General features: G+C 67.4%; 17 protein-coding genes. 10 read left to right on the plus strand and 7 right to left on the minus strand.

Going from position 1 to position 20,558, the window contains the following annotated elements:
• Window positions 1-555 precede the first annotated feature (555 nt).
• From AB0I66_RS00385 to AB0I66_RS00400, 4 genes are all read left to right on the plus strand, one after another.
• Window positions 556-723 carry an ATP-binding protein gene (locus AB0I66_RS00385; RefSeq protein ID WP_363205427.1) on the plus strand — a complete coding sequence of 56 codons (168 nt, stop codon included), beginning with the start codon at window positions 556-558 and terminating at the stop codon, window positions 721-723.
• A gap of 1,412 nt (window positions 724-2,135) precedes the next feature.
• Complete coding sequence (locus AB0I66_RS00390; RefSeq protein ID WP_363205428.1) at window positions 2,136-4,658, plus strand: nitrate reductase; 2,523 nt, start codon at window positions 2,136-2,138, stop codon at window positions 4,656-4,658.
• Window positions 4,655-5,152, plus strand: coding sequence for a hypothetical protein (locus AB0I66_RS00395; RefSeq protein ID WP_363205429.1), 498 nt, complete (start codon window positions 4,655-4,657; stop codon window positions 5,150-5,152). Before AB0I66_RS00390 ends, AB0I66_RS00395 begins: the two co-directional genes overlap by 4 nt.
• Window positions 5,153-5,324: 172 nt before the next feature.
• Window positions 5,325-5,651: a plasmid stabilization protein gene (locus AB0I66_RS00400; protein WP_363205430.1), complete on the plus strand. Its 327-nt coding sequence runs from the start codon at window positions 5,325-5,327 to the stop codon at window positions 5,649-5,651.
• Window positions 5,652-5,858: 207 nt separating this feature from the next.
• On the opposite strand, the gene AB0I66_RS00405 is transcribed toward AB0I66_RS00400, so the two are convergent.
• The gene (locus tag AB0I66_RS00405) at window positions 5,859-6,287 is read right to left on the minus strand and encodes a MarR family transcriptional regulator (RefSeq protein ID WP_363205431.1); all 429 of its coding nucleotides are present in this window, start codon (window positions 6,285-6,287) and stop codon (window positions 5,859-5,861) included.
• A 130-nt stretch (window positions 6,288-6,417) separates the two neighbouring features.
• On the opposite strand from AB0I66_RS00405, the gene AB0I66_RS00410 reads away from it, so the two are divergent.
• A complete protein-coding gene (locus AB0I66_RS00410; protein WP_363205432.1) occupies window positions 6,418-7,296 on the plus strand; it encodes an MBL fold metallo-hydrolase in 879 nt (292 codons plus the stop codon).
• A 931-nt stretch (window positions 7,297-8,227) separates the two neighbouring features.
• Here the strand turns inward: AB0I66_RS00410 and AB0I66_RS00415 are convergent.
• Window positions 8,228-8,704 (minus strand): lamin tail domain-containing protein, encoded by a 477-nt coding sequence (locus tag AB0I66_RS00415; protein ID WP_363205433.1) that lies wholly within the window; start codon window positions 8,702-8,704, stop codon window positions 8,228-8,230.
• Between the two features lie 935 nt (window positions 8,705-9,639).
• On the opposite strand from AB0I66_RS00415, the gene AB0I66_RS00420 reads away from it, so the two are divergent.
• Together AB0I66_RS00420 and AB0I66_RS00425 are read left to right on the plus strand one after the other, a co-directional pair.
• On the plus strand, window positions 9,640-10,191 hold the full coding sequence (locus tag AB0I66_RS00420) for a DUF6585 family protein (RefSeq protein ID WP_363205434.1): 552 nt from the start codon (window positions 9,640-9,642) through the stop codon (window positions 10,189-10,191).
• A gap of 728 nt (window positions 10,192-10,919) precedes the next feature.
• The gene (locus tag AB0I66_RS00425; RefSeq protein WP_363205435.1) at window positions 10,920-11,546 is read left to right on the plus strand and encodes a hypothetical protein; all 627 of its coding nucleotides are present in this window, start codon (window positions 10,920-10,922) and stop codon (window positions 11,544-11,546) included.
• 284 nt (window positions 11,547-11,830) lie between these two features.
• On the opposite strand, the gene AB0I66_RS00430 is transcribed toward AB0I66_RS00425, so the two are convergent.
• Both AB0I66_RS00430 and AB0I66_RS00435 read right to left on the minus strand, forming a co-directional pair.
• Entirely contained in the window at window positions 11,831-12,445 is a 615-nt protein-coding gene (locus tag AB0I66_RS00430) for a pyridoxamine 5'-phosphate oxidase family protein (RefSeq protein WP_363205436.1), read from the minus strand.
• Complete coding sequence (locus AB0I66_RS00435; RefSeq protein WP_363205437.1) at window positions 12,442-13,587, minus strand: globin domain-containing protein; 1,146 nt, start codon at window positions 13,585-13,587, stop codon at window positions 12,442-12,444. The genes AB0I66_RS00430 and AB0I66_RS00435 overlap by 4 nt, the downstream gene beginning before the upstream one ends.
• A 1,774-nt stretch (window positions 13,588-15,361) precedes the next feature.
• Between AB0I66_RS00435 and AB0I66_RS00440 the strand changes: the two genes are divergently transcribed.
• Window positions 15,362-15,700, plus strand: a complete 339-nt coding sequence (locus AB0I66_RS00440; protein ID WP_363205438.1) for a transposase — start codon at window positions 15,362-15,364, stop codon at window positions 15,698-15,700.
• A 259-nt stretch (window positions 15,701-15,959) separates the two neighbouring features.
• The gene (locus AB0I66_RS00445) at window positions 15,960-16,523 is read left to right on the plus strand and encodes a hypothetical protein (protein WP_363205439.1); all 564 of its coding nucleotides are present in this window, start codon (window positions 15,960-15,962) and stop codon (window positions 16,521-16,523) included.
• Window positions 16,524-16,893: 370 nt separating this feature from the next.
• Here the strand turns inward: AB0I66_RS00445 and AB0I66_RS00450 are convergent, their stop codons facing one another.
• Window positions 16,894-17,268 (minus strand): fic family toxin-antitoxin system, toxin component, encoded by a 375-nt coding sequence (locus AB0I66_RS00450; RefSeq protein WP_363205440.1) that lies wholly within the window; start codon window positions 17,266-17,268, stop codon window positions 16,894-16,896.
• The gene (locus AB0I66_RS00455; RefSeq protein ID WP_363205441.1) at window positions 17,265-17,519 is read right to left on the minus strand and encodes a hypothetical protein; all 255 of its coding nucleotides are present in this window, start codon (window positions 17,517-17,519) and stop codon (window positions 17,265-17,267) included. The genes AB0I66_RS00450 and AB0I66_RS00455 overlap by 4 nt, the downstream gene beginning before the upstream one ends.
• Before the next feature lie 148 nt (window positions 17,520-17,667).
• Between AB0I66_RS00455 and AB0I66_RS00460 the strand changes: the two genes are divergently transcribed.
• On the plus strand, window positions 17,668-18,783 hold the full coding sequence (locus tag AB0I66_RS00460; protein WP_363205442.1) for a PP2C family protein-serine/threonine phosphatase: 1,116 nt from the start codon (window positions 17,668-17,670) through the stop codon (window positions 18,781-18,783).
• 521 nt (window positions 18,784-19,304) lie between these two features.
• Here the strand turns inward: AB0I66_RS00460 and AB0I66_RS00465 are convergent.
• A complete protein-coding gene (locus AB0I66_RS00465) occupies window positions 19,305-20,465 on the minus strand; it encodes an alkaline phosphatase PhoX (protein ID WP_363205443.1) in 1,161 nt (386 codons plus the stop codon).
• Window positions 20,466-20,558: the final 93 nt, after the last annotated feature.

Below are 20,558 nucleotides of genomic sequence, written 5' to 3' on the forward strand. Positions count from 1 at the left end.
TGGAGATCGGCGATGGTTCGCGGTCGCCCATGCCAGGACACGGCGCACATGGCGTGCTCACCAGCGCAGCCAGCGGCCGCGGCCTCCCGTTCTCGATGGCAGGAGCCATCCGCAGCTGGTCCTCAGACCGTCGCTCCGCTCGAACGTGCCCATGTCGACCTGTTAGCCGGTGTGGTGTGCGGCCCCTGACTCGGTCGCCCTGCTTGAGCACAGGAGGCTCGGGTAGCTGGCCACGGGAGGGCTCGACGCGTGGCGGCCGGTCGGCCGCCGAGGACGGGGGATGGTGGGACCAGGCGGAAACGACGAAGAATTCCGGCGGCTGCTTGGACGGGAGGCAACCGGCGAGTTCCGAGCAGTGTTCGATGGAGACGAACAGACTGCCCGCCATCTACGCCTTGCCACCGAAGGGTTCCTGGACGACCTGGCCGCGGTTCGTCCGGCAACCACCCCCGAAGCGCGAGGGGCCATCGTGTTGCTCGTCAACGAACTTGCCGCAAATGCGATGCAGTTCGCTCGGGGCCGGTCATCCTGTCGCTGCGCCCCACGATCGAAGGGGTGCACGTGATGGTGTGCGACACCAGCCCCATATCGCCACGCCCACGTGCCCCCGGCCCCGACGGCTCCGGCGGACTGGGCTGGGCCCTCATCAACACACTGGCCCAGCAGGTCAGCGTCATCACGGGAAAGTACGGCAAGGAAATCAACGCCTTCATGCCCTGGTGACCGCGCCCCTGGACGTGGCCTGCGGGAGACGCGCATGGACCTGCTTCATTTCGCCTCTCACGCTGTCGCCCGCGCTACGGCGAGCTGTTTCAGCACTGTGGACGCGTCTGCATGCCGCAGCGCCGCCGCGCTGCGCCCCCACAGGCCTGCTCGAGCAGCGCCTAGTCGCGTCACGGGCCCTGTTGGGTCAGAGGAACCTGCCGCTCACATCATCATCAAGGGTCGTTATCGTCTTGACGGCTCATCTGCGCCACCGATCCCGGGTGCATCAGCTGAGGCCAGGCACGAGAACTCCTGGAACCCCGCAGGACCGGTACGGACCCCATCTTTCGCGCCCCGAACCGACGGAAGAGCAGCCGGGCTGGGAACTTGCGTTCGGTCGTCGTGCCCTCTGCCCGGTACAGCAAGAACTTCTTCAGGTGGCAGGCACCTGGCCCTTGCGTACAGCACCGATCCGGCAAGACCATCGGTTAGCCGGTGGCATCGCAACCATCAGAACTCTCGCCGCGATGCCATCGGCCCTGAACTGCCCCGAGCGCCGGGGATCCGGCTGCCCCGGCCTCGCGGCTGAGGCGGTTGCGGCCGCGGAGGGGAGCTGCGCGCCCGGAACCGCCCGCTCTAAGTCTGCTCTTGGAACGAGGGATTGGAGTCTGCCGCATTGGTTTGGCACAGCGCACTTTCTCTACGCCACCCGGTCTCGTCCTGTCTCCCCCCGGATCTGCCCTTCCTTGTCCGCTAACCGTCATGGCCTCGTTCCACGCTCAGGCCCACGCGGTGATCCCGTCGCGCGAGGATGGGCGGCGAGGCAGAATGGGAGTGTGTGGTCGTCGGACCCCCTCGACTCCCGTGGTGCTTCTGGTAGGTGCGGAAGCGGTCGCGGTGGAAGCTGACCTGGGAACCCTTATCCCAGGGGGAGACCCCAAATGGGGAGGTTTCCTGCTGGGAGTGCCCGCACGTCTGGCAGCTGCGATGCGCCAGAACGGCGAGGGCTGGATCCGCTGGCCCGGCGGGCAAGAGCAGCGGATTCGCCCGGCGGGACGGCCCCATCTTGACTGCCAGCATCGGTTGATCGTGCCCTTCGTCTGCCAGGGACAGCCGCCGCTCTGATCGGGAGCCTGTATCCGCACCCAGGGCCGATGCTGGGAGGTTCGCCTCGTTCCGCGATCACCGGGCTGAGCTCGCGCTGCCAGAGCAGGCGGGTGCTCACGTCGTGGTCCCCCTCACCGGAATTTGCCTGGACCGCTGCTGTCGATCATTCCAGCTGACCTCCAAATGCCCGGATATCGGCTTTCACAGGCGGCGCCTCCCCCAGACGGCTGCCACAGTGAATCGAGTGAGACCTGGTGGCCCGGGTACTTGACGCGGGCGCCCCGCCGCGAGGAGTCAGGTGGGCCGCACGAGAGAGGTGACCGGTGGAGGCTTCCGAGGACCGCATCGCACATCCGTGGGGGTCCCGTACGCCCTACGCCCGGCACGGCGCATGGCCCGTCAAAGTGGACACGCATCTCGCCGATGGCGTCGCGGAAACAGAGGTTCAGCGCTGGATCCGCAGCGCCTCGATCCTGCACTCGGACGGCGACGCCATGGACATCGCCGTCCGAGACGGTGCCATCGTCGGCGTACGGGGCCGAGCAGGCGATCGTGTCAACAGGGGCCGACTCGGACCCAAGGACCTCTTCGGCTGGCAGGCCAACTCCTCACCCGACCGCCTGACACGGCCGCTGGTGCGCGAAGGCACCGAACTGGTCGAGACGGACTGGCCGACCGCGATGGACCGCATCGTCGCGCGCTCGAAGGATCTCCTGGAGCGACGCGGCCCGGGCGCCATCGGCTTCTACACCAGCGGACAGCTCTTCCTCGAGGAGTACTACACCCTCGCGGTCCTGGCCCGGGCCGGCATCGGCACCAACCACCTCGACGGCAACACCCGGCTCTGCACGGCGACGGCAGGCGAGGCGCTGAAGGAGTCATTCGGCAGCGACGGACAGCCGGGCACCTACGACGACATCGATCACGCCGACGTCATCGCGCTGTTCGGCCACAACATCGCCGAGACCCAGCCGGTCCAATGGATGCGCATCCTGGACCGGCTCGAGGGGGCCGACCCGCCCCGGCTCGTCTGCGTGGACCCCCGCCCCACCCCGGCGGCTCGCCGCGCCGCCGTACATCTGGCCCCGCATCCCGGCACCAATCTGGCGCTGCTCAACGCGCTCCTGCACGAGGTCATCCGCCTGGGACAGATCGACCAAGACTTCATCGCCACGCACACCGTGGGCTTTAAGGAGCTGACCCAGAACGTCTCGCAGTGCACACCGCGGTGGGCCGCCGAGATCTGCGGCGTACCGGCCACCCGGATCACCGCGGCCGCCGAGCTGCTCGGCGGCGCGGACCGGCTGCTGTCGACGGTCCTCCAGGGCGTCTACCAATCACACCAGGCGACCGCCTCGGCCGTGCAGGTCAACAACCTTCACCTGCTGCGCGGCATGCTGGGCAAACCCGGCGCCGGCGTCCTGCAGATGAACGGTCAGCCGACCGCGCAGAACACCCGGGAGTGCGGCGCCAACGGCGACCTTCCGGGATTCCGCAACTGGCAGAACGACGAGCACGTGGCCGACCTTGCGGCCATCTGGAACGTCGAGCCGGATGCCATTGCACACTACGCGCCGCCGACCCACGCGATGCAGATGTTCCGCTACGCAGAACAGGGCTCACTGGGCATGCTCTGGATCAGCGGCACCAACCCCGCCGTCTCCCTGCCCGAACTCTCCCGCGTTCGCTCGATCCTGGAGCAGGACACGCTCTTCGTCGTGGCGCAGGATCTGTTCCTGACGGAGACCGCGCAGCTCGCGGACGTGGTCCTGCCGGCGGCGACCTGGGGCGAGAAGACCGGAACCTTCACCAACGCGGACCGCACGGTGCATCTGTCCGACAAGGCAGTCGAGCCGCCGGGCCAGGCCCGCCCCGACTTGGACATCTTCCTCTCCTACGCGGCAGCCATGGACTTCCGTGACAAGGACGGCGGCCCTCTCGTCAGCTGGGACGGGCCCGAGTCGGCCTTCGAGGCGTGGAAACGGTGCAGCGCCGGCCGACCGTGCGACTACACCGGTCTCAGCTACGACAAGCTGCGCGGCGCGAGCGGCATCCAGTGGCCGTGCACCGAGGAGGCCCCCAACGGCACTCAGCGGCTCTATTCCGACGGTGTCCCGTGGGCGGCCCCCGAGGTTTGCGAGTCGTACGGGAAGGATTTGGCGACCGGAGCCTCGTACGCCGAGACGGACTACCGCGCGTCCAACCCCGAGGGCAAGGCGATGATGCGCGCGGCCGAGTACCTTCCGCCGCACGAGCAACCGGGGCCGGAGTATCCCTTTCGGCTGACTACGGGGCGGACGATCTACCACTTCCACACCCGTACGAAGACGGGACGCACCCCCCAACTGAACGCGGGCGCGCCCGACGTATGGGTTGAAGCCGCCACCGAGGACGCCGCCGCACGTGGGCTCGCCGAGGGGGATCTGGTGGACGTCACTACTCCACGCGGCACGGTGCGCGGTCGCCTGCGCATCACCGGGATTCGCACCGGCTTGCTCTTCATCCCCTTTCATTACGGCTACTGGGACACCTGCGGGCACTCCCCCGAGAAGGGCACACCGGGACGGGCGGCCAACGAGGCGACGATCACCGACTGGGACCCGGTCTCCAAACAGCCCCTGTTCAAGACCGCAGCCGCCGCACTGCACCTCGTCGAGCGTGGCACAGGCCGACCGGCGCCCGCCCCCACCACCGGCGCGTCCGCGCCTGCCGGACCCGGAGCGGAGGCGGTACCCGCCACCGCCGGCGGCCCACAAGCTCACGCCACGCAATCGATGCAGGCGAACGCGGCAGGTGAGGACGCGACGGACGCGGCTCCCGCCGACCGGCCAGGAGGCAGCGCATGAGCGGCATCGTGACGACCCTGTGGGCGCTGCGCGAGGGCGAGCGGACCTTGGCGGAGGAATTGCATCTCGTCGCCGAGCGCCACCGCGACGAGCAGGAGATCTTCCACGTGGCCCGGGACGTGGCCCGCTGGTCGAGACTGAGCGCAGAAAGGCTCGCCGCCGAGATCAAGCGACAGGACACGGGCGAGGGGGCGGCGCTCGCCCCCGGCAGCGTCTCCACCTGCCTTCCGTCGCTGGCCGAACCGGGCGTCCCCGCCGAGCAGGATGAGGGCGCGCTCCTCCTGCACGACCTGTGCCACCTACACCTGCGGGCATCGGAGAATGCGCTCCACTGGGAGATGCTCGCCCAGGCTGCCCAAGCCGCCCGCGACGCACAGCTTCTCGAGGTGGCATCCGCAGGCCACCCACGCAGTCTGCGCCAGATGCGCTGGACCAACACGATGATCAAAATCCTGTCGCCGCAGATCCTCACCGTCCCCACCGACCCACCATGAACCCCTGCTCAGGGGCAGGCTCAGACCGTGCGTGCGGCCAGACGTGCAGTCCAGACCCATGAGCCAAGCGGCGTCGGGGTACCGGTGTGAAACTGGGTGCAATGCCCGCAAAGGAGCCACCGTGATCACCCGCAAACGCACTACGCGGTGGCGGTGAGGAAGTGAGGTCAGCATGCCGGCTGGATCCAGCAACAAGCGTGAGCGCCAGTACGAACACATCAAGGAGAGCGCCGAGGACCGCGGCGCCTCCAAGGGCAGGGCCAAGGAGATCGCGGCCCGCACCGTCAACAAGGAGCGGGCCCGCTCCGGCGAGTCGAAGACCGCCGGCAAGACGTCGACGAAGGACCCGAAGTCGGCGCCACAGCGCGGCGGGGAACGTTCGCACAGCGGAGCGCAGGGCCCCACCAAGGACCAGCTCTACGCCGAGGCGAAGAAGAAGAACATCGACGGCCGTTCGTCGATGAACAAGCAGCAGCTCAAGAAGGCGCTCGGACGCTGAGCGGCGAGAGCTGACGCCCGCAGCGGGTGCTCGCCGCGGGCCTGTGCCGCCGGCCCCCTCGGCCTCTGGAGCGTCAGGGTGAACGTGCCCTGGGGCGTGAGTGTTCCCTGAGAACCCATCACGGCCGGATCGGCATGTGGTTTGGCCTGCTCGACCAGCCATCAGCTGGAAGCACGGTGGCCGGGCCTGGTTCTTGGCTGACGGTAATCACGGACGGGCGGTCGCTTGCTCCAGGAGGCCCTGAAGGGTGCGCTGCTGCAGGGAGTTGAGGCCAGCCAGTGGCGAGTCCTGGACGAGGAGGTCGAGGAGTCGGTCGCGGGCGGAGCTGCCTTCCGGAGTGAGGACCAGGTGCTTCGCGCGGCGATCGGTGGGGTGAGCGCGCCGCTCGACCAGGCCCTGCTTTTCGAGCTTGTCGATGACGAAGGTGGCGTTGGAAGGCTCACAGCTCATGCGTTCGGCGAGCTCACGCATGGTCATCGGTCCCGTCATTTCCCGAAGCGCGGTTGCCTGAGCGGCGGTCAGGCCGAGGGTGACCGCGCATTGGCGCACGTGGTCGGCGATGCGCTGGGCCAGTCCGTTCACCAGCCCGCACAGCTCGCGCTCGGCGATGGCGGGTGGCTCCGAGGGCGTCGTCATGAACCCCATCGTAGCAAGTCCATCAAGCAAGAATATTATGAGCTTGCATAGTTCTAACTTGATGCTTATGGTCGTTCCCGTCACCTCCGAGACCCACGGCAACGGCCCGCCCAAGAAGGAGAGTTGGACTATGACCTACTCAGCGATCGAGCAGGCCGAACGGCTGCAGCAGCCAGCCAGGATCCGTTCACTGCAACTCGGCAGCACCAAGGTGTCCTACGTGCCGGACGGGGCGGTGCGGCTGCGACCACGCGATCTGCTTCCCGATACGGCCGACGGCACGGTGTGGGCCGACCACCCGGAGTATTTGGACGAGTCCGGCAGCCTTGTGGCAAGCATCGGCGGCCTGCTGGTGGAGAACGGCGACCGTGCACTGCTGATCGACGCGGGGTTTGGGCCGCAGTCCTTGCCGCCCGCACCAAGCGGCCCGCGCGGCGCAATCCACGGGGGCGCGCTCCTGGACAGCCTGGCCGAACTCGGCCGCGAGCCCGGACAGATCAATGCAGTGGCCATCACCCACCTGCACCCCGACCACACCGGCTGGGCCTGGCAACCCGCAACTGGTGCCGACCAACCTGCATTCGCCCACGCCGACTATCTGGTGTCCGAACCGGAGTGGGCCGGGCGTGATCTGCTGGAGACGAAGGAGGTCGCCGGCCTGGCACCGCACATCCGCACGGTGACGGACGGGCAGGAGATCTTCCCGGGCGTACGGATGCGGATGACCGCCGGACACTCGCCGGGACACGCCGCGTACGTCATCACCGCAGGCGAGCAGCGGCTGATCGCCTTCGGGGACGCCCTGCACTCCCCGATCCAAGTCGACCACCCCGAATGGTCCACCACCTTCGATCACGATCCTGTCCAGGCCGCCGTGCACCGCCGACAACTCCTCGACGAGCTGGCAGAACCCCACACCATCGGCTTCGGCATCCACTTCGCCGATGTGGTCTTCGGACAGGTCAAGCGGGACGGCGACGGCCCCGCCTGGCGCCCCCTAGACGTCTGATCGGCGGCTGATCACGCAGCCCGAAGAAAAACCGCCGGTCAGGGAGCCGCAGCCTGAACGTAGGCAGGCCGACAGCGGCAACACTCGGCCGAACGGGCCTTGCGGCTGAGGCCAGTCCCTCTGACCGGCGGCGGCTGCCGTCGTGAGTGAATACCCCCTACCCGCAAGGATCTCGACGACGGCACCGGTCGTGCTGCGCAGGGCTCTCCCCCGCGATGCTCGACAACAGCCACGCCACCACGCCCGCGCGTGAGACACCCGGAGAAGGCGGCTCGACGAGAACTGCACAAACAGGAGAACGCCGTCACTCCAGAACGCCGAGTTGCGTCTGCCATCGACGGGTTCGCGCGCTTGGGCTGCATCTCGGCCCCCGGCGGATGGTGCGAACCCCATGCGGGCTGTTCACCGACACGACGTGCACCGACGCCGACCTGATGTGGGGCAGCAACGCAAGGCCGGCCCCCGGGGGGGCTCGGCGAACCCCCGCCCTGGGTCTGGGGGCGAGGACTCTAACCATTTCTTCTCTCCCCGCCCCCTCACGGATGCGGTGGTAACCAGCATGACCGGAAAAAGCGGGCGCCCACGTCAACCCACCGCCGGGCAGCGAGCTACCGCAACGCGGCACGGCAAGCGCCGTGCACACTTCTCATCGATCGTTTGAGAGCCGGGACTTTCTACCACTGGAACACGCGGCCTACCGGGCGTCGGGAGCGAGGCAGAGCTCGGCCCAGACGCCGGTTAACAGCGGGCCGTGCCGATGCAGTCGGCGCCGCAGCGGGAGCACGGCCGGGCCGACTGGTCATCTTCGTCCCGCTCGGGTGGACCCTGGCGCGTTTCGTCGCTGCTTTCGTCGAGATTGCCGATGGACCCCAGTGCAATTTGGGGTGAGCAAGCCGTTGGAGACAGGTGGCAAGCTCACCCCAGAGCACGGTCAGCGGTGGTGGTGGTGCCCGCCGCGGCCCCAGGACTCGACGTCCACGGTGCGGTGGTGGTCGTTGCGCAAGGTGGCCTGGTCTGCGTGGTTGTCCCACATGTAGTCGCGCCGGTCCTGGTAGAGGTCGGTGCGGGTGTCGCGGCCCATACCGGTGTGGACCCTGACGGTCGCCCGGCCGGCGAGACGTACGTCATGGAAGCGGTAGCGGTTGCCGTCGTTGTCGCGCAGCGTCCAGCCATGCAAATTGACCGCGCGGCGGGTGTTGTTGGTGATCTCGACCCATTCGGCGTTCAACGACCGGAGGGTGTGGTTGTCGCGCCCGGGGCTGTCGGCCTGCACGGCGCTGATCTCGACCCGCGGATGCCGGTGGTGGTCCGGGTCGGCTGCGGTGGCCGGAAGAGCGACAGCAGAGACGACAGCGCCGGCGGCCAAGGCCGTGGCGGCGATACGGCGAGCGGTCACAGAAGCAGACATGAGTGATGTCCCCTCAAAAAGCGGTGCCTCACCAGCCGATACCTGCTGGTGAATGCGCGGTGCGGACTCCCGGTCCGGTGTGGACTGGGAGCCCAAACTGTGAAGCTCCCGTGACGCCTACGCCAGGCCGACCGCGACCAGTTACCAATCGCGGACATTTCCGTAACAGTCGCCTGTACACCCCATGGGCGACTTAAGAACATGTACAGGACATTCAGTGCGTGCCGTACCTGCCTCTGACTGGCCTACGGCAAGCGGTTGCCGGCGCCGGTGTCCCCCTGGCCGCATGGCTCCGACGCACCACCCGAACGGGCGAGGGGCCTTTGTAACGGCCAACCCGCCCATTTCCTCGCACAGGCAGATCCACATCGCACACGTAGACGGCAGACAAGAACAAGGCGTCACCAACAGAGCTCACCCTCACCTCAGGCGCCCGGGATTCACGCCGCCGCCCGAGAACCCACTCGGTGCCAACAGCGGCATCGGCCGGAGTCGAAGCTGACGGGCACTCTCGCAGCTTCGCGTCGGGATCAGCTGTTGGTATGCGGCACGGTGCACGACCGCGACCACGACGCAGCCCGCAATGTCCTCATCGAGGGACGCCGTATCGTCGCCGCCGGACGGGCGGAGACGCTAAACGCCCGTAGAGCGCCGGTAAGAAGGGCACACGTGCCCGCGCGCCGCGGTGAAGCAGGAAGCCCCCGGAAGGGGCAGACGACCCAGGCCGGAATCCCTGGACTTCAGGCCAGGGAGCACGTTAATTGAAGGCGCTGACAAAATCCGTCAGAGGCGGCGGTGAGTGATCAGACAGACGACGAGACCGAGCAGGGAGGTGCGGGCATCACTCCCACTCGCAGGGCAAGCATCACCACCGCGCACGCCACGTGGAAAGCCGCCCCATTCCCTGCCTCAGCCGGGCTCGCTACTCTGACCCGATGGCCGGGATGAGCAACCCACGCGACACGCCAGCAGCCCGCGTATTGGCCTGTGCCGCCCGCGCGCGCCTAGGCGAGTTCGAGCAGCGGGTGCGCCGCCGCCCCGGCCTCGGCGGTGCGCTGGCGTGCTTGGTGATCCTCGTCATCGTCATGAACTTCGTGGTCAACGGTCCAGAGAACATCTGGGGCCGCGGTGTTGTGGTGCTCGGCCTTCTGATCATCATTACGTGGTGTTATATCTGGTTTCAGCGCATACGCGGCGGCCTGTATCTGTTCTCTGAAGGTTTCGTCGACACGGCTGGCAGGCGCGTGATCGCCGTGGCCTGGCAGGAAATCCGGTCGATCGAAGGACAGGCGACGCAGTTCGCCGTTGGCTCGCTCCCAGCGGGCCGCGCCTACGTCTACGAAGTGGCGTTCACAGCGCGGGTGACCGGCCGCGAAGCCGTGTGGCGACTCAACACCACCTACAGAGGCGTAGGAGACCTCGCCGCACTGATCTCCCAACGTTCAGGAGTCCTCATCACCGGCCTCACCAACCTGGACCAGTTGTAAGAGGTCACCCGAAACGAGCGCCAGTTGACTCGGCGCCGAGGGGCATCGACCACGCGACCAACGTCGCCAGCAGGACGACGCTGTCCCGCTCCGACGAGCACGACGCGGGCTTCGCTGGGCGCCCTCCCTGTCGCAGGCACCGTTGGCCGCCTTCAGCAGGCCCAGAACCGCGATCACCTCTGCGGGAACCTCACGTGAAGCCGGTCGACATCGCGCGGATTCGCCTCGCGCGGCCGGGAGATGGTTTGCAGGGTCATGTTCAGGAACTCGGCCTGACCGCCACCTCATCCCCCTCGTCCTCGCCGAACTCATTCTCGTCCAGCTCGTCAGGAGTACCCAACGACCGGGACGACTCAGACACCACCAGAAGAAAGATCAATACGAACCCGCCCACGATGGGCAGCGAGGCGAGCACGAACGCTGCAACCTGGGGCGCCGCGAGTGCCTTGCCACAGCCAAAAAGCCACCAAGCCCGGCCATAGCGCGCGCCATACACGCCCGGCCTACTGAGCACGCGCCTGTGTCGTGAGGGGGCTCGCCCTCCCTCCACTGATTTGGAGCTCTCGGGCAGCTCGTTGTTCGGAGAGGATAGCTGTGAAACCCTTGCTCGGGGCGGTGGTTGAGGTGCAGCGGCACTTCCGTCGATCACGGACGGTGTTTCCGGAGCGCTATTGCGGAAACGTTGAGTGACGGAAGCGCCTGAAGGACCTCGGAGAAAGGCGGGACAAATGTCCGTGGGTCTCGGAATCATCTTCGGCGTGGTGGTAGTGATCATTACTGCACTCGTGCTCGCTCCACCAGTGACACAAGAACGCCTCGGCAGCCTGAGAGACCGATTCGGGCCGGAACTCGACCACATCACCGCCCTGCACCAAGGTGACACCAAAGCAGCGAGGCGTGAACTGAGGTCCCGTGTACGCCGGTTCGGCAAGCTGCGTCCCCTGAGGCTGACAGCTCAGGCTCGAGAACAGTACGCCGCCCAGTGGGTGGATTTGCAAAGCCAGTTCGTCGAGTTCCCTGGCGCCACCGTCGCCAAGGCCAATCGTCTGCTGTGGCAACTGGCCGTGGCCCGCGGCTACCCGGCGTACTCGTATTCCCGGCAGGTCGAAGCGTTGTCCGTTCATTACCCCCGACGTGTGCACGGCGCTCGCCAACTGCACGCGGCGGCACAACAGGCAGCTACCGGAAACGCAGAACCGGAGAGGATGCGTCAGGCCATGGTGGCCGGTCGTCTCCTCTTCGAGGAGCTGCTGGACACGCAGCCTCTGGAGGAGGATGAGAGTAGGGCGCAGGTGCAACGGGTGCAGCACATCCCGGAGCAGCGCACCGCCGATCGAAGGCGCAGTTTCGGTTGAGCGGCCTGCGAAGCGCAGTGGCGGGGGCGGACTTCAGTCCGCCCCCGCCTCCGTGTTCCCGTCTGGCGTCTCGTGGCCCCGGCATCGTGGGGTCGCATCCCTTGCGTCCAACAGCGCTGGGGGACACAGGGGGTGGCCGCATCCCCTGTTTGTCGAGGGCGCGCATGTGCGTGGTCACACGTTCGCGGGACGGGCCGCAAGAACCCCGTCCCACCCTCGGCATGATGCTGCTACAGACCGAAAACGGCGATGCTCAGGTACAACGCCGAAGCCCTGCTGAAGTATTAGCTTTGCGCGAGGCGGCGGTGCGGCTCCAGTTCGGTGAAGTAGTCACTGTCCTTGGGCCGCTCCGGCGATCGGCGGTGCGGGCGGTGCGCCGGTTCGAGGTGGGGTATGTGCTTGGAGCAGTGGACGTACGCCTCGTGGACGGTGAGGTGGATCCAGAACTCGGGCTGGCGTCCAGGTGCGGAATCCACCGGTATCAAGGGGTGGGCGGCTCGCAGGTCCTGGTCTCTGACCAGGCGGGCCGACCCGTTGACGTGCAGACCTATGCGGTGCTGGGTGAAGTCGACGAAGAGCAGACCCATGTGCGGGTTCTCGGTGATGTTGCCCGCACTGGCCATGACTCCGTTCCCTCGGTACTCCGGGTAGACCAAGGTCAGTTCATCGAGAGCTACGACGAATCCGGGTGGTCCGGCGCGGAAGCTCGCGTCGCAGTGGCCGCGTGAGTCCGCCGTCGACGAGAACACCATGGACTGCTTGCTGATGAACTCCCGCATGGACGGCGTGAGGTGGGGGTGTACCTGCCGGTCGTAGAAGTCACCGGCGCGGCCGCTCGTGCCGAGGTAGTTCTGCAGCGTGCGTTCACCCTGCGAGGGGACAGGGTTGGGTGTAGTCACAGTTGGTCGTTCTCCTGGCTTTGTCGGGCAGGAACGAGGGGAGCGGTGAGGACGGGTACGTCCACAGCGTCATGGTGGATGCGGGCCTGGGGCACCCCGTACTCACGTAGCACGCGCACTGCGGCTGTCACCATGGCCGGAGGACCGGAGATGAACGCCGCGTGCTGGCCCCACGGGCCGAACTCCCGCAGAACCTGTGGCAGGCTGCCTTCCCGCCCGGGTATGCGCTGATGGGAAACCGCCGCCCGCACGGAGAGCCAGTGGTGGCGCTGGGCCATCCTGAGCATGTCGTCCAGGCCATAGAGCTCGTCCGCTGTTCGGGCTCCGATGAACAAGTCGACGTAACGTCGCATGTCGCCGTGGCCCGCTTCCTCCAGCAAGGCCCGGATGGGAGCAAGTCCTGTCCCGCCCGCCACGCATACCAGGTCGCGATCGCCTGCGACGTTCAGGGTCATGTCGCCCTGCGGTGGCCCGAGGCGTACGACGTGGCCCACGGTCGCCTGGTGCACCAGAGCATTGCTGACAGTCCCACGGGACACGGCGCGGATGTGGAAGGTGAGGGTGTTGTCCTGGCGGGGGGCGTTGGCCGGCGAGTAGTGGCGCCATGCGAGGGGGTGCCATGGCGTCTCCATGGTCACGTACTGACCGGCCGCGTAGGGGTAGGGAAGGTCCGGTTGCACAGTGATCTCGGCGATGCCGTGGCCGCGGTCGACACGGTGCACGATCCGGGCTGCCCAGGTGGCGGGACGTACGCGGGCGTCGTCATCGGCTGCCAGGATCATGACACGCGATGCGGTGGTGTACGCGCGTGTCCATGCGTCGGCCATCTCTGCGGTCCAGGCGCTGCCGGCGTACTGGGCCAAGGCGGCCAGAAGGCATTCACCGACCGCGGGATAATGGGCCTCGATTGCGCCGAACTTCCGGTGGTCGCGTCCGAGTCGACTGCAGAAGCGCATGAGGTTGTCGGGGTCGTCGGCCAGGTCGACGATCCTCAGCAGTCCCCGCAACAGCCGGTCGCGCTGTACGTCCATATTGTCGGGGAAGAGCGCCCTGACCTGGGGGTAGCGGGTGAAGAGTATGGCGTAGAAGTAGACCGTCAGTTCGGCCGCTTGCGGTTCGACCAGCGACAGCCCTGACCGCACGAGGGAGATCTCACGGTCGGTCAGCGGTTGTGGTGCGCGAGCGGACGCCGCAGCTTGAGGGAGAGCCGGATCAGCCGCCGGAGGAAACAGTTGCTCCCGGAGTTGACCGGCCGGGTGGTGACTGGCGGTGGGGGGAAACGTCATGGGGTGCACCGGCTGGGCATGCAGGACACGTCGCAATCACAGAAGGCCGCACTCCGTGGGGAGCGGCGGGATGACCGGCCCCAGCGGTGGGGCGCAGGAGCCGGTTGGGAGCAAATCTCTCTACGTCAAGGGGTGGGCTGCGGCGGAGGGCACGAGCCAGCGTTTTCATTGTTGTGGCACCACGGCGTGGGTCTGTGTCGGGAGGCTCGGAAGGTCAGTGTGCGGGCGCACGGGCGCCCGCGTACCCCTTCCGTGAACGGAAACGCCTTCGTATGGGGCACGACGTCGTTCGGTGAAACCGTCCGCGCAGAGGGCCCGATACGTCTGGTTGGGCTTCGGCGTTCAGCAGTTCCTCACTGCCCAGTAGAGGGAAGTCGATACCTTGCCGCGTCCTGGCCGCGTACGCGAGGTTCTCGACAGTGTCCTCTGCCCGGTCGGCGGGTGGGGCGCTTCCGCAGGCTAGTGATCGCCCCGAATCGGAGTCTTAGTTCTCCGATGAGAGCAACGATGTGTGAGCGGGCGATGCCAGGGATGACTGGCCGGAGACCGTTGCCTCAGGCTCGGCAGCCGCGAAGGATCGTTCCGTGCCTGCGCCTTCGGCCGCCTGTGCCAGGCTCAGGACGACCTCACTGCTACTCACTCGTAAATCTCCTTGCCGAAGCTGCTTTGTGGCACACGCCTCGGTGACCACGCGTGGTGGATGTTCAGGGAAAACCTGATCATCCAACTGTTTCCACGCGGCAAATATAAGCATGCCGACCCGAGCGAGGGAAGCCCCAGGCCACGACCTCACGAGCGCCCGGAAACCGAAGCATTGCTTTTCGAGAACAGCGTTCCCGCGGTAGTCGGCGGGACGCTGAATCTCACGCTCGACGCCGGGCCGAACCAGCAGATACGTGGTGTCTCTCGCCACCGAAGCCGCCCCGCTCGTCGCCCCCAGCGCGTGGAGTCAGCCGGCCGCGCACCGTCACTCGCCGCGCAGTCCTCACCCAGGCGGCGCCATCGCCGACTGCACGCCCATCACCGCAGCGAGGCGCACCCTTCACAAGCTTCGACGGATGTCATCGCGCACCGCTCTGAACAGCGCAATACACCCATCGTTAGCCGGTCCGCCCGGCCGCTCCGCGAAACCAGGTGCTCCAAGCAGAGATGCTGCACCGTGTCGGTTGATGGTCCATCAGCCTCCGGAATTAGCGGTGGTAGATGTCGACCACCGGCCTCCGCACCACCCCCGACCACTCCCAGCCAGACTTGACCACTGCACGTCACAGCACTGCGCAGCCGACACCGTCCGACGGCCGCCTGGCCCGCCCCCAGCGCTCCAAGGGCCACCTGCGGCTCGCAGTCACCGGCGCGCAACCGCAGCCGCAGCCCGCCAACGGCCTCATGCTGATGGCGCCATTGGGGCTGCAGATGGCTGCACCGCCAATGAAAGGAGGCATCGGTGTGCCACACAGTGATGTGCCGTCAGCGCCACACCGCGCCCCCGGCGCCTCGCCGTGACGGCCCGGAGCGGGTAGTCGGGGCCTCGAACGGCGGACCATGCCCACCTGTCCTCGTCCTCGGCGCCCAGCCACCAGGCATGGGTCTCCCCTAGCCGTCCGCTAGCCGTCCGCCATCTCGGCGACCCATGCTGGGCGAGCTGTTCCGAGCGGCTGTCCGTCCTCGTCCTGTTCCCACGCCCGCCTGCCGGGCGTACGTCGGCCGGCTGGAGTGCACCGGCATTGCCGACGGACAGAGCCGCCACCGCACCCTGCTGCCGCAACATCTGCAAAAGATTCAGACTCGGGTCCGGCACGAGCAGGACACCTCGCAGTGGCAGCCGCACTACGTGATCCGCGCCGGCAGCGAGGCAACTGTCTCGGAGACGTGCACGCCCACGGTCTCCGGCACTGCCGCTACTACGGCCGGCATCGCGAAGACCCACATCCAGCACGTCCTCACCGCAGCCGGAACCAACATCGTCTGACTCGGCGGGCATTTCCCACCTGGAACTTTCCCGCCCAGGCCCCTCGTCGCACCAGTCAATTCCAGTGCCTCTGCCAGAACGTGACCATCTGAAGTTCACCAACATCCTTTGTGTGATGCCCGGCTGATGCGCTGTCGAGACGCTTCCTGGGCATCTCATTTGCGTAGTACCGGACTCCCTTTTCGGCTGTTCTGACTAGCCTGTGCCCGTGAGACGACGTTGCGATGTCTGCGGTCAACGCCACCCGGTGAGCTGGAGGGTGGGCTTCAACCAGCCACGTATCACCTGCTCCTCGTGTCTTGGAAAACGGTTCGAAGCGCAGAGGAAGGAAGAGCGTAGGCAGAGGGAACTGCGAGCCCACGAGGTACGGGATTGGCTGAAGGATGCGCCGCCGTACTCTGCCCACCTGCTGGAGGAAGAGGTCCAGCGCTACGAAGACAAGCACCACACGGCGGCCCGGTCCGCCGACCGCCGCGACCGGGGAGATACGGAAGCGCCGTTGCATTCCCTGTTCCAGCCGTGGGCGGATGCGCTGGACACTGATGAGGCTGTCCAAGCGTTGGCCCCGCGCGTGGGCGACCGCAGCCGTCACCAGTACTGGTACGGGCCGGATCTCGGCAAGACAATCAGGAACGACACGAACTTCCTCTACGTGCGGTTCGCCGACGCCGACGCACTGCTTCCCCGCCAGCACGCCGCAGCACTCCGCCTCGTGACGCATTCCTACACCTCTCTCCACCACGGCCACAGCGCCTACACGAGAATCGCCACGGGGAGCGTCTACCAGGCCTCCGATGACGTGACTGTGCTCCTGTGGGCATGACCTGCCACCGCCGATGCAGGAGGCCGACCTCCAAGCCTGGCTGGACATAGACATCATCCCCTCCACACACATCACCTGGCGCAGCGGCGGACCCGGGCGGTGGACTCAATGACCGCGACCGCAGCCGAGCTGGCCCGCGCCGCCAGACCCAATCGAGATGCACGGTGTGAGCAACGAGAGTCGTCACTTCTGCGCCCAGGAGTCAAAGGGCGAGACTGGGCTCCGGTACACCGTCCCGCGCGGAGGGCTCGCTGTGTTCGGCAACAGGTGCCCGAAGCTGTAGAGCGGACCTGTTCTCCCCCGGCTCAGCATCCAGGCAGGCAGTGTGCTCCGCCTACCCGGACGGCGCGCCTTGAGGGACCGCTGCCGCTCAGGTCTGCGTCCAGGAGCGGATCTCGGCGGCCGCGCTGCGTACGTCCAGGGCGTCACGGTCGATACGTTCGGCCAGGTCGGCGGCCGTCTTGGCTCCGACGGTGACAAACAGTCCCGATGCGCTCAGATAGGAGGCGGCGACGACGGCGGCGAACAGCTTGTTGCGTGCCTCCAGCGCGGGGACACGCACCAGCTGGTGCATGAGGGCCGCCGCCCGGTGGTGCGGTTCGCCGTAAACGTAGACGTCCATCACCTTGTCGGTGTGGCGGGCGACGGCGGCCTGCAGGCTGCCGAAGTCAGTCACTTGCGGGTCTGCAGGCAGGCTGTGGTGGGCCAGGTCCAGGAGCCAGGCCCGGTCGATGTGCACGATCACGCCGCGCGGCCGGCCTTGCGGGTGGCGGCAGCGCCCTGACTGTCGGCGCCGAAACGCACCTCGAAGTGGTCGGCCCATTCGCCGGCGAAGTGATCGCCCGCGACGAGGAAACGGTGGCGCAGATCGTTGGCCTCATCGACGAGCAGCTGGCGGGCGTACTCGTTGACTTCCATTCCGGCGGCCGCCGCGCGTTCCTCGATGCCGGAGTACACGGCTTCGTCGACTCTCACGTTGATCTGCTTCTTCGCCATACCCCCATCGTAGCGATGAGTACAGGGCGCTACACAACACTCTGCGGGACCTTCCGCCATCACCGGACCGACCGGCATAGAGGCACCGCCGCCCGGGCCGCTCACTTCTGCCGGTGCAGGCGGGACAAGGGCGGTGTAGAGAGGAACCATGCCGCAGCGTCCCGAAGGAATGCGCCGACCTCTGCGAGCGGGCCGGGCGCTTGTCGCCATCCCGATCGCGTGGATCGTTGCGGTGTCCGTGATCGACGTCCTGGCGCCACCCGACATTCATTTGGGGCCGCTGCTCGTCGCGGCGCCGGCGATCACACCATCGTTCGGCGGACCCCGGGCGGTGGGACTGGTCGCCGCGCTGGCGGTGGTCGCTCAGACGACGATCGGGGTGTTGCGCGACCCCAAGGAGTTGTTGTCGGCCAATCACGAGGCTCAGATCATCGCCCTGGTGCTGGTCGGCACGAGCCTCGTGATCTTCTGCGTACTGCGGGAGCGCCGCGCCAACGAGCTGACCCAGGTACGGTACGTGTCCGAGGCAGCCCAGCGTGTGGTCCTGCCTCCGCTGCCCACGCGGCTCGGGCCGCTGCGCATCGTCTCTTTCTACCTCGCCGCGGAGGCCGAGGCCCAGATCGGCGGGGATCTGTACGCGGCGGCGCGCACCACCTCCGGCACCCGGCTGATCGTCGGCGACGTGCGGGGCAAGGGGATGACGGCGGTCAACGACGCCGCCCTGCTGCTCGGAGCGTTCCGCGTCGCGGCTCACCGCCAGGCGAGCCTGGACGAGCTGGTGACCTACCTCGATCGAAGCGTGTGCTGGGACCTGATGGAACCGGGCGAGGCAGACCGCTACGGAGAAACGTTCATCACCGCCACCATCCTGGACATCCCCGACGGCGACACCCGGGTCCAGATGATTTCCTGCGGGCACCCGCCGCCGGTCGTCCTCCGCGACGGCCGGCCGCAGACGATGGATGCCCTTCATCCCGCGCCGCCGCTGGGCCTGGGCGAACTGGCCCACCCGCGCCACCATGTCGAAAGCTTCCAGTTCGAGCCTGGAGACCTTCTGCTGCTCTACACGGACGGCGTCACCGAGGCCCGCGACTCCAACGGCACCTTCTACCCGCTCGCCGAGCGCATCACAGGCTGGACCGAGAACGGCCCCGACGCCTTCCTGCACCGCTTCCGCCGCGATCTGCTGCACCACGTGGGCGGGCATCTGAACGACGACGCCGCCATGATCGCCATGGAGCGCCTGGCCACGCCCCTGGCCTGACTAGGCGGCTGCAGCCCCCAGGTTCGACGCATTGTTCAAGGTCATCCGTCCGCACGGGCCACCTACATGACAGGAATCAGGTCGTCACCGCCTCGCTCCAGAACCAACCCCGCGGGGTCGTCGGCGCATGTGGCCATCCACGCCGTGGAGGCGCTGCCGAGGTCGGTAGACGCAGCGCTTCGTCGTCGAGTGGTCGGCGGCCTGGACGGCGCGCGTGAGCCAGCTTGCGGAACGACCCTCCACAGGCTGGCGCACCTCGCGGCGGCTGCCGGCCACCACTCGCGCCTGAGCGGTGTGCCGTCGCCCGGGCCGCCCCCATACGGCTCGGGCGAACGACGTTCCCCGGTGTGCATCCACTACTCACAGCAACTCATGCGCAAGCGGCCTCAACGCGGCCAGTGCATGGCGGAGTTGGGCACTCCAGACGGCATTCGTCAGGGTAGTGTCGACGGCCCGAGTGCCCCGCTTCAGGCGCACTGTGCTGTTGCGGCGCGCACATGCGGCTCAGGACTGCGGATCGGTCAGCTGCGGAAGGGGCCTGTGACTTCGTAGGTGATGCCGCCGGATGAGCTGCCGCTCGTACCACGCTGGCTGGAGAAGTACAGGCGCTTGCCGTCCGGTGAGAAGGCCGGGCCGCAGATCTCCGAGGAGGACTGGCCGGTGATCCGCAGGAACGACGCGACCACGTCGTCCGGCGTGATGATGCAGATCTCCATGTTCCCGCCGTCCTCCGCGATGTACAGGTCGCCGGAGGATGAACCGGTGACGTTGTCGACACCGGTCAGCGGGGCCGCGCCACCGACGACCAGGGAGTCGTCGTAGGCCAGCTCATAGGTGCCGGCGGCCACGTCGAGCTGCCAGACGCGGCCATCGCCCTTGGTGGTGAACCAGACGGTGCCGTTGGCGTAGTGACAGCCCTCTCCGCCGTTGAACAGCTTGGCGCCGGAGACCTGGTCGCGGGTGGGGGTGGGCGAGCCGTCCGGGTCGGGCACGGTCGCCCAGGTGAAGCTGCCGGAGGTAGACGTTCCGGCCTTGAGGACCTGGAGCGTGCCCGCCGACAGGTCGCCCCATGCGGACGGAACGAACCGGTAGAAGCAGCCGTCCGACGCGTCCTCCGTCAGGTAGATCACCTTGCGGACCGGGTCGGCGGCCGCCGCCTCGTGGTTGAAGCGGCCCATGGCAGCGCGGCGCACGGCGGCCTTCACGCCCCACGGGTCGGTCTCGTAGACATAGCCGTTGCTGACCTCCTCGCAGGACAGCCAGGTGTTCCACGGGGTCGCCCCGCCGGCGCAGTTGCGGTTGGTGTTGGACAGGATCCGGTACGAGCCGGTGATGGAGCCCGTCGAGTTGAACCTGATCGCGCCCGCGCCGCCGGTGTCGGAAATCTCCGAGTTGGAGACGTAGATCCAGCCTGTGCCGTCGGCGAAACAGGCCCCGCCGTCGGGGGCGTGGTGCCAGGTGTAGGTGGTGGAGCCGACCTTCTGGCCGGACCGGGCGATCACCCGGCTGGTGAAGCCGCTGGGCAGCTGGATGCCGTTGGAGTCTGCCGTGCCGAGCGCGCCGTACGGGCCGGGGCCCTTCTGTGCCGGCGCCGCGTAGGCCGCGCCCTGCATGAGCGTGTAGCCGAATGTCGCTGCTGTGCCGCCGACGACTGCTCCGCGCAGGAAACTACGACGTTCCACTTGATCACTCCAGGGGTTCGTGACCGTCCCTGCCGCACCGGTCGGGCGGCGGGGTCGCGAGGGTGCTTGCGGAACCTAGAAGTCCCGGATTGA

It is taken from the genome of Streptomyces sp. NPDC050439, from assembly GCF_040655335.1.
GTDB lineage: Bacteria > Actinomycetota > Actinomycetes > Streptomycetales > Streptomycetaceae > Streptomyces.

Coding starts and splice junctions, on each gene's coding strand:
- AB0I66_RS00415 (WP_363205433.1), bottom strand. CDS start 8,704: ATGTCTGCTTCTGTGACCGCTCGCCGTATCGCCGCCACGGCCTTGGCC.
- AB0I66_RS00455 (WP_363205441.1), bottom strand. CDS start 17,519: ATGGCGAAGAAGCAGATCAACGTGAGAGTCGACGAAGCCGTGTACTCC.
- AB0I66_RS00420 (WP_363205434.1), top strand. CDS start 9,640: ATGGCCGGGATGAGCAACCCACGCGACACGCCAGCAGCCCGCGTATTG.
- AB0I66_RS00460 (WP_363205442.1), top strand. CDS start 17,668: ATGCCGCAGCGTCCCGAAGGAATGCGCCGACCTCTGCGAGCGGGCCGG.
- AB0I66_RS00405 (WP_363205431.1), bottom strand. CDS start 6,287: ATGACGACGCCCTCGGAGCCACCCGCCATCGCCGAGCGCGAGCTGTGC.
- AB0I66_RS00410 (WP_363205432.1), top strand. CDS start 6,418: ATGACCTACTCAGCGATCGAGCAGGCCGAACGGCTGCAGCAGCCAGCC.
- AB0I66_RS00440 (WP_363205438.1), top strand. CDS start 15,362: ATGCTGGGCGAGCTGTTCCGAGCGGCTGTCCGTCCTCGTCCTGTTCCC.
- AB0I66_RS00400 (WP_363205430.1), top strand. CDS start 5,325: ATGCCGGCTGGATCCAGCAACAAGCGTGAGCGCCAGTACGAACACATC.
- AB0I66_RS00395 (WP_363205429.1), top strand. CDS start 4,655: ATGAGCGGCATCGTGACGACCCTGTGGGCGCTGCGCGAGGGCGAGCGG.
- AB0I66_RS00425 (WP_363205435.1), top strand. CDS start 10,920: ATGTCCGTGGGTCTCGGAATCATCTTCGGCGTGGTGGTAGTGATCATT.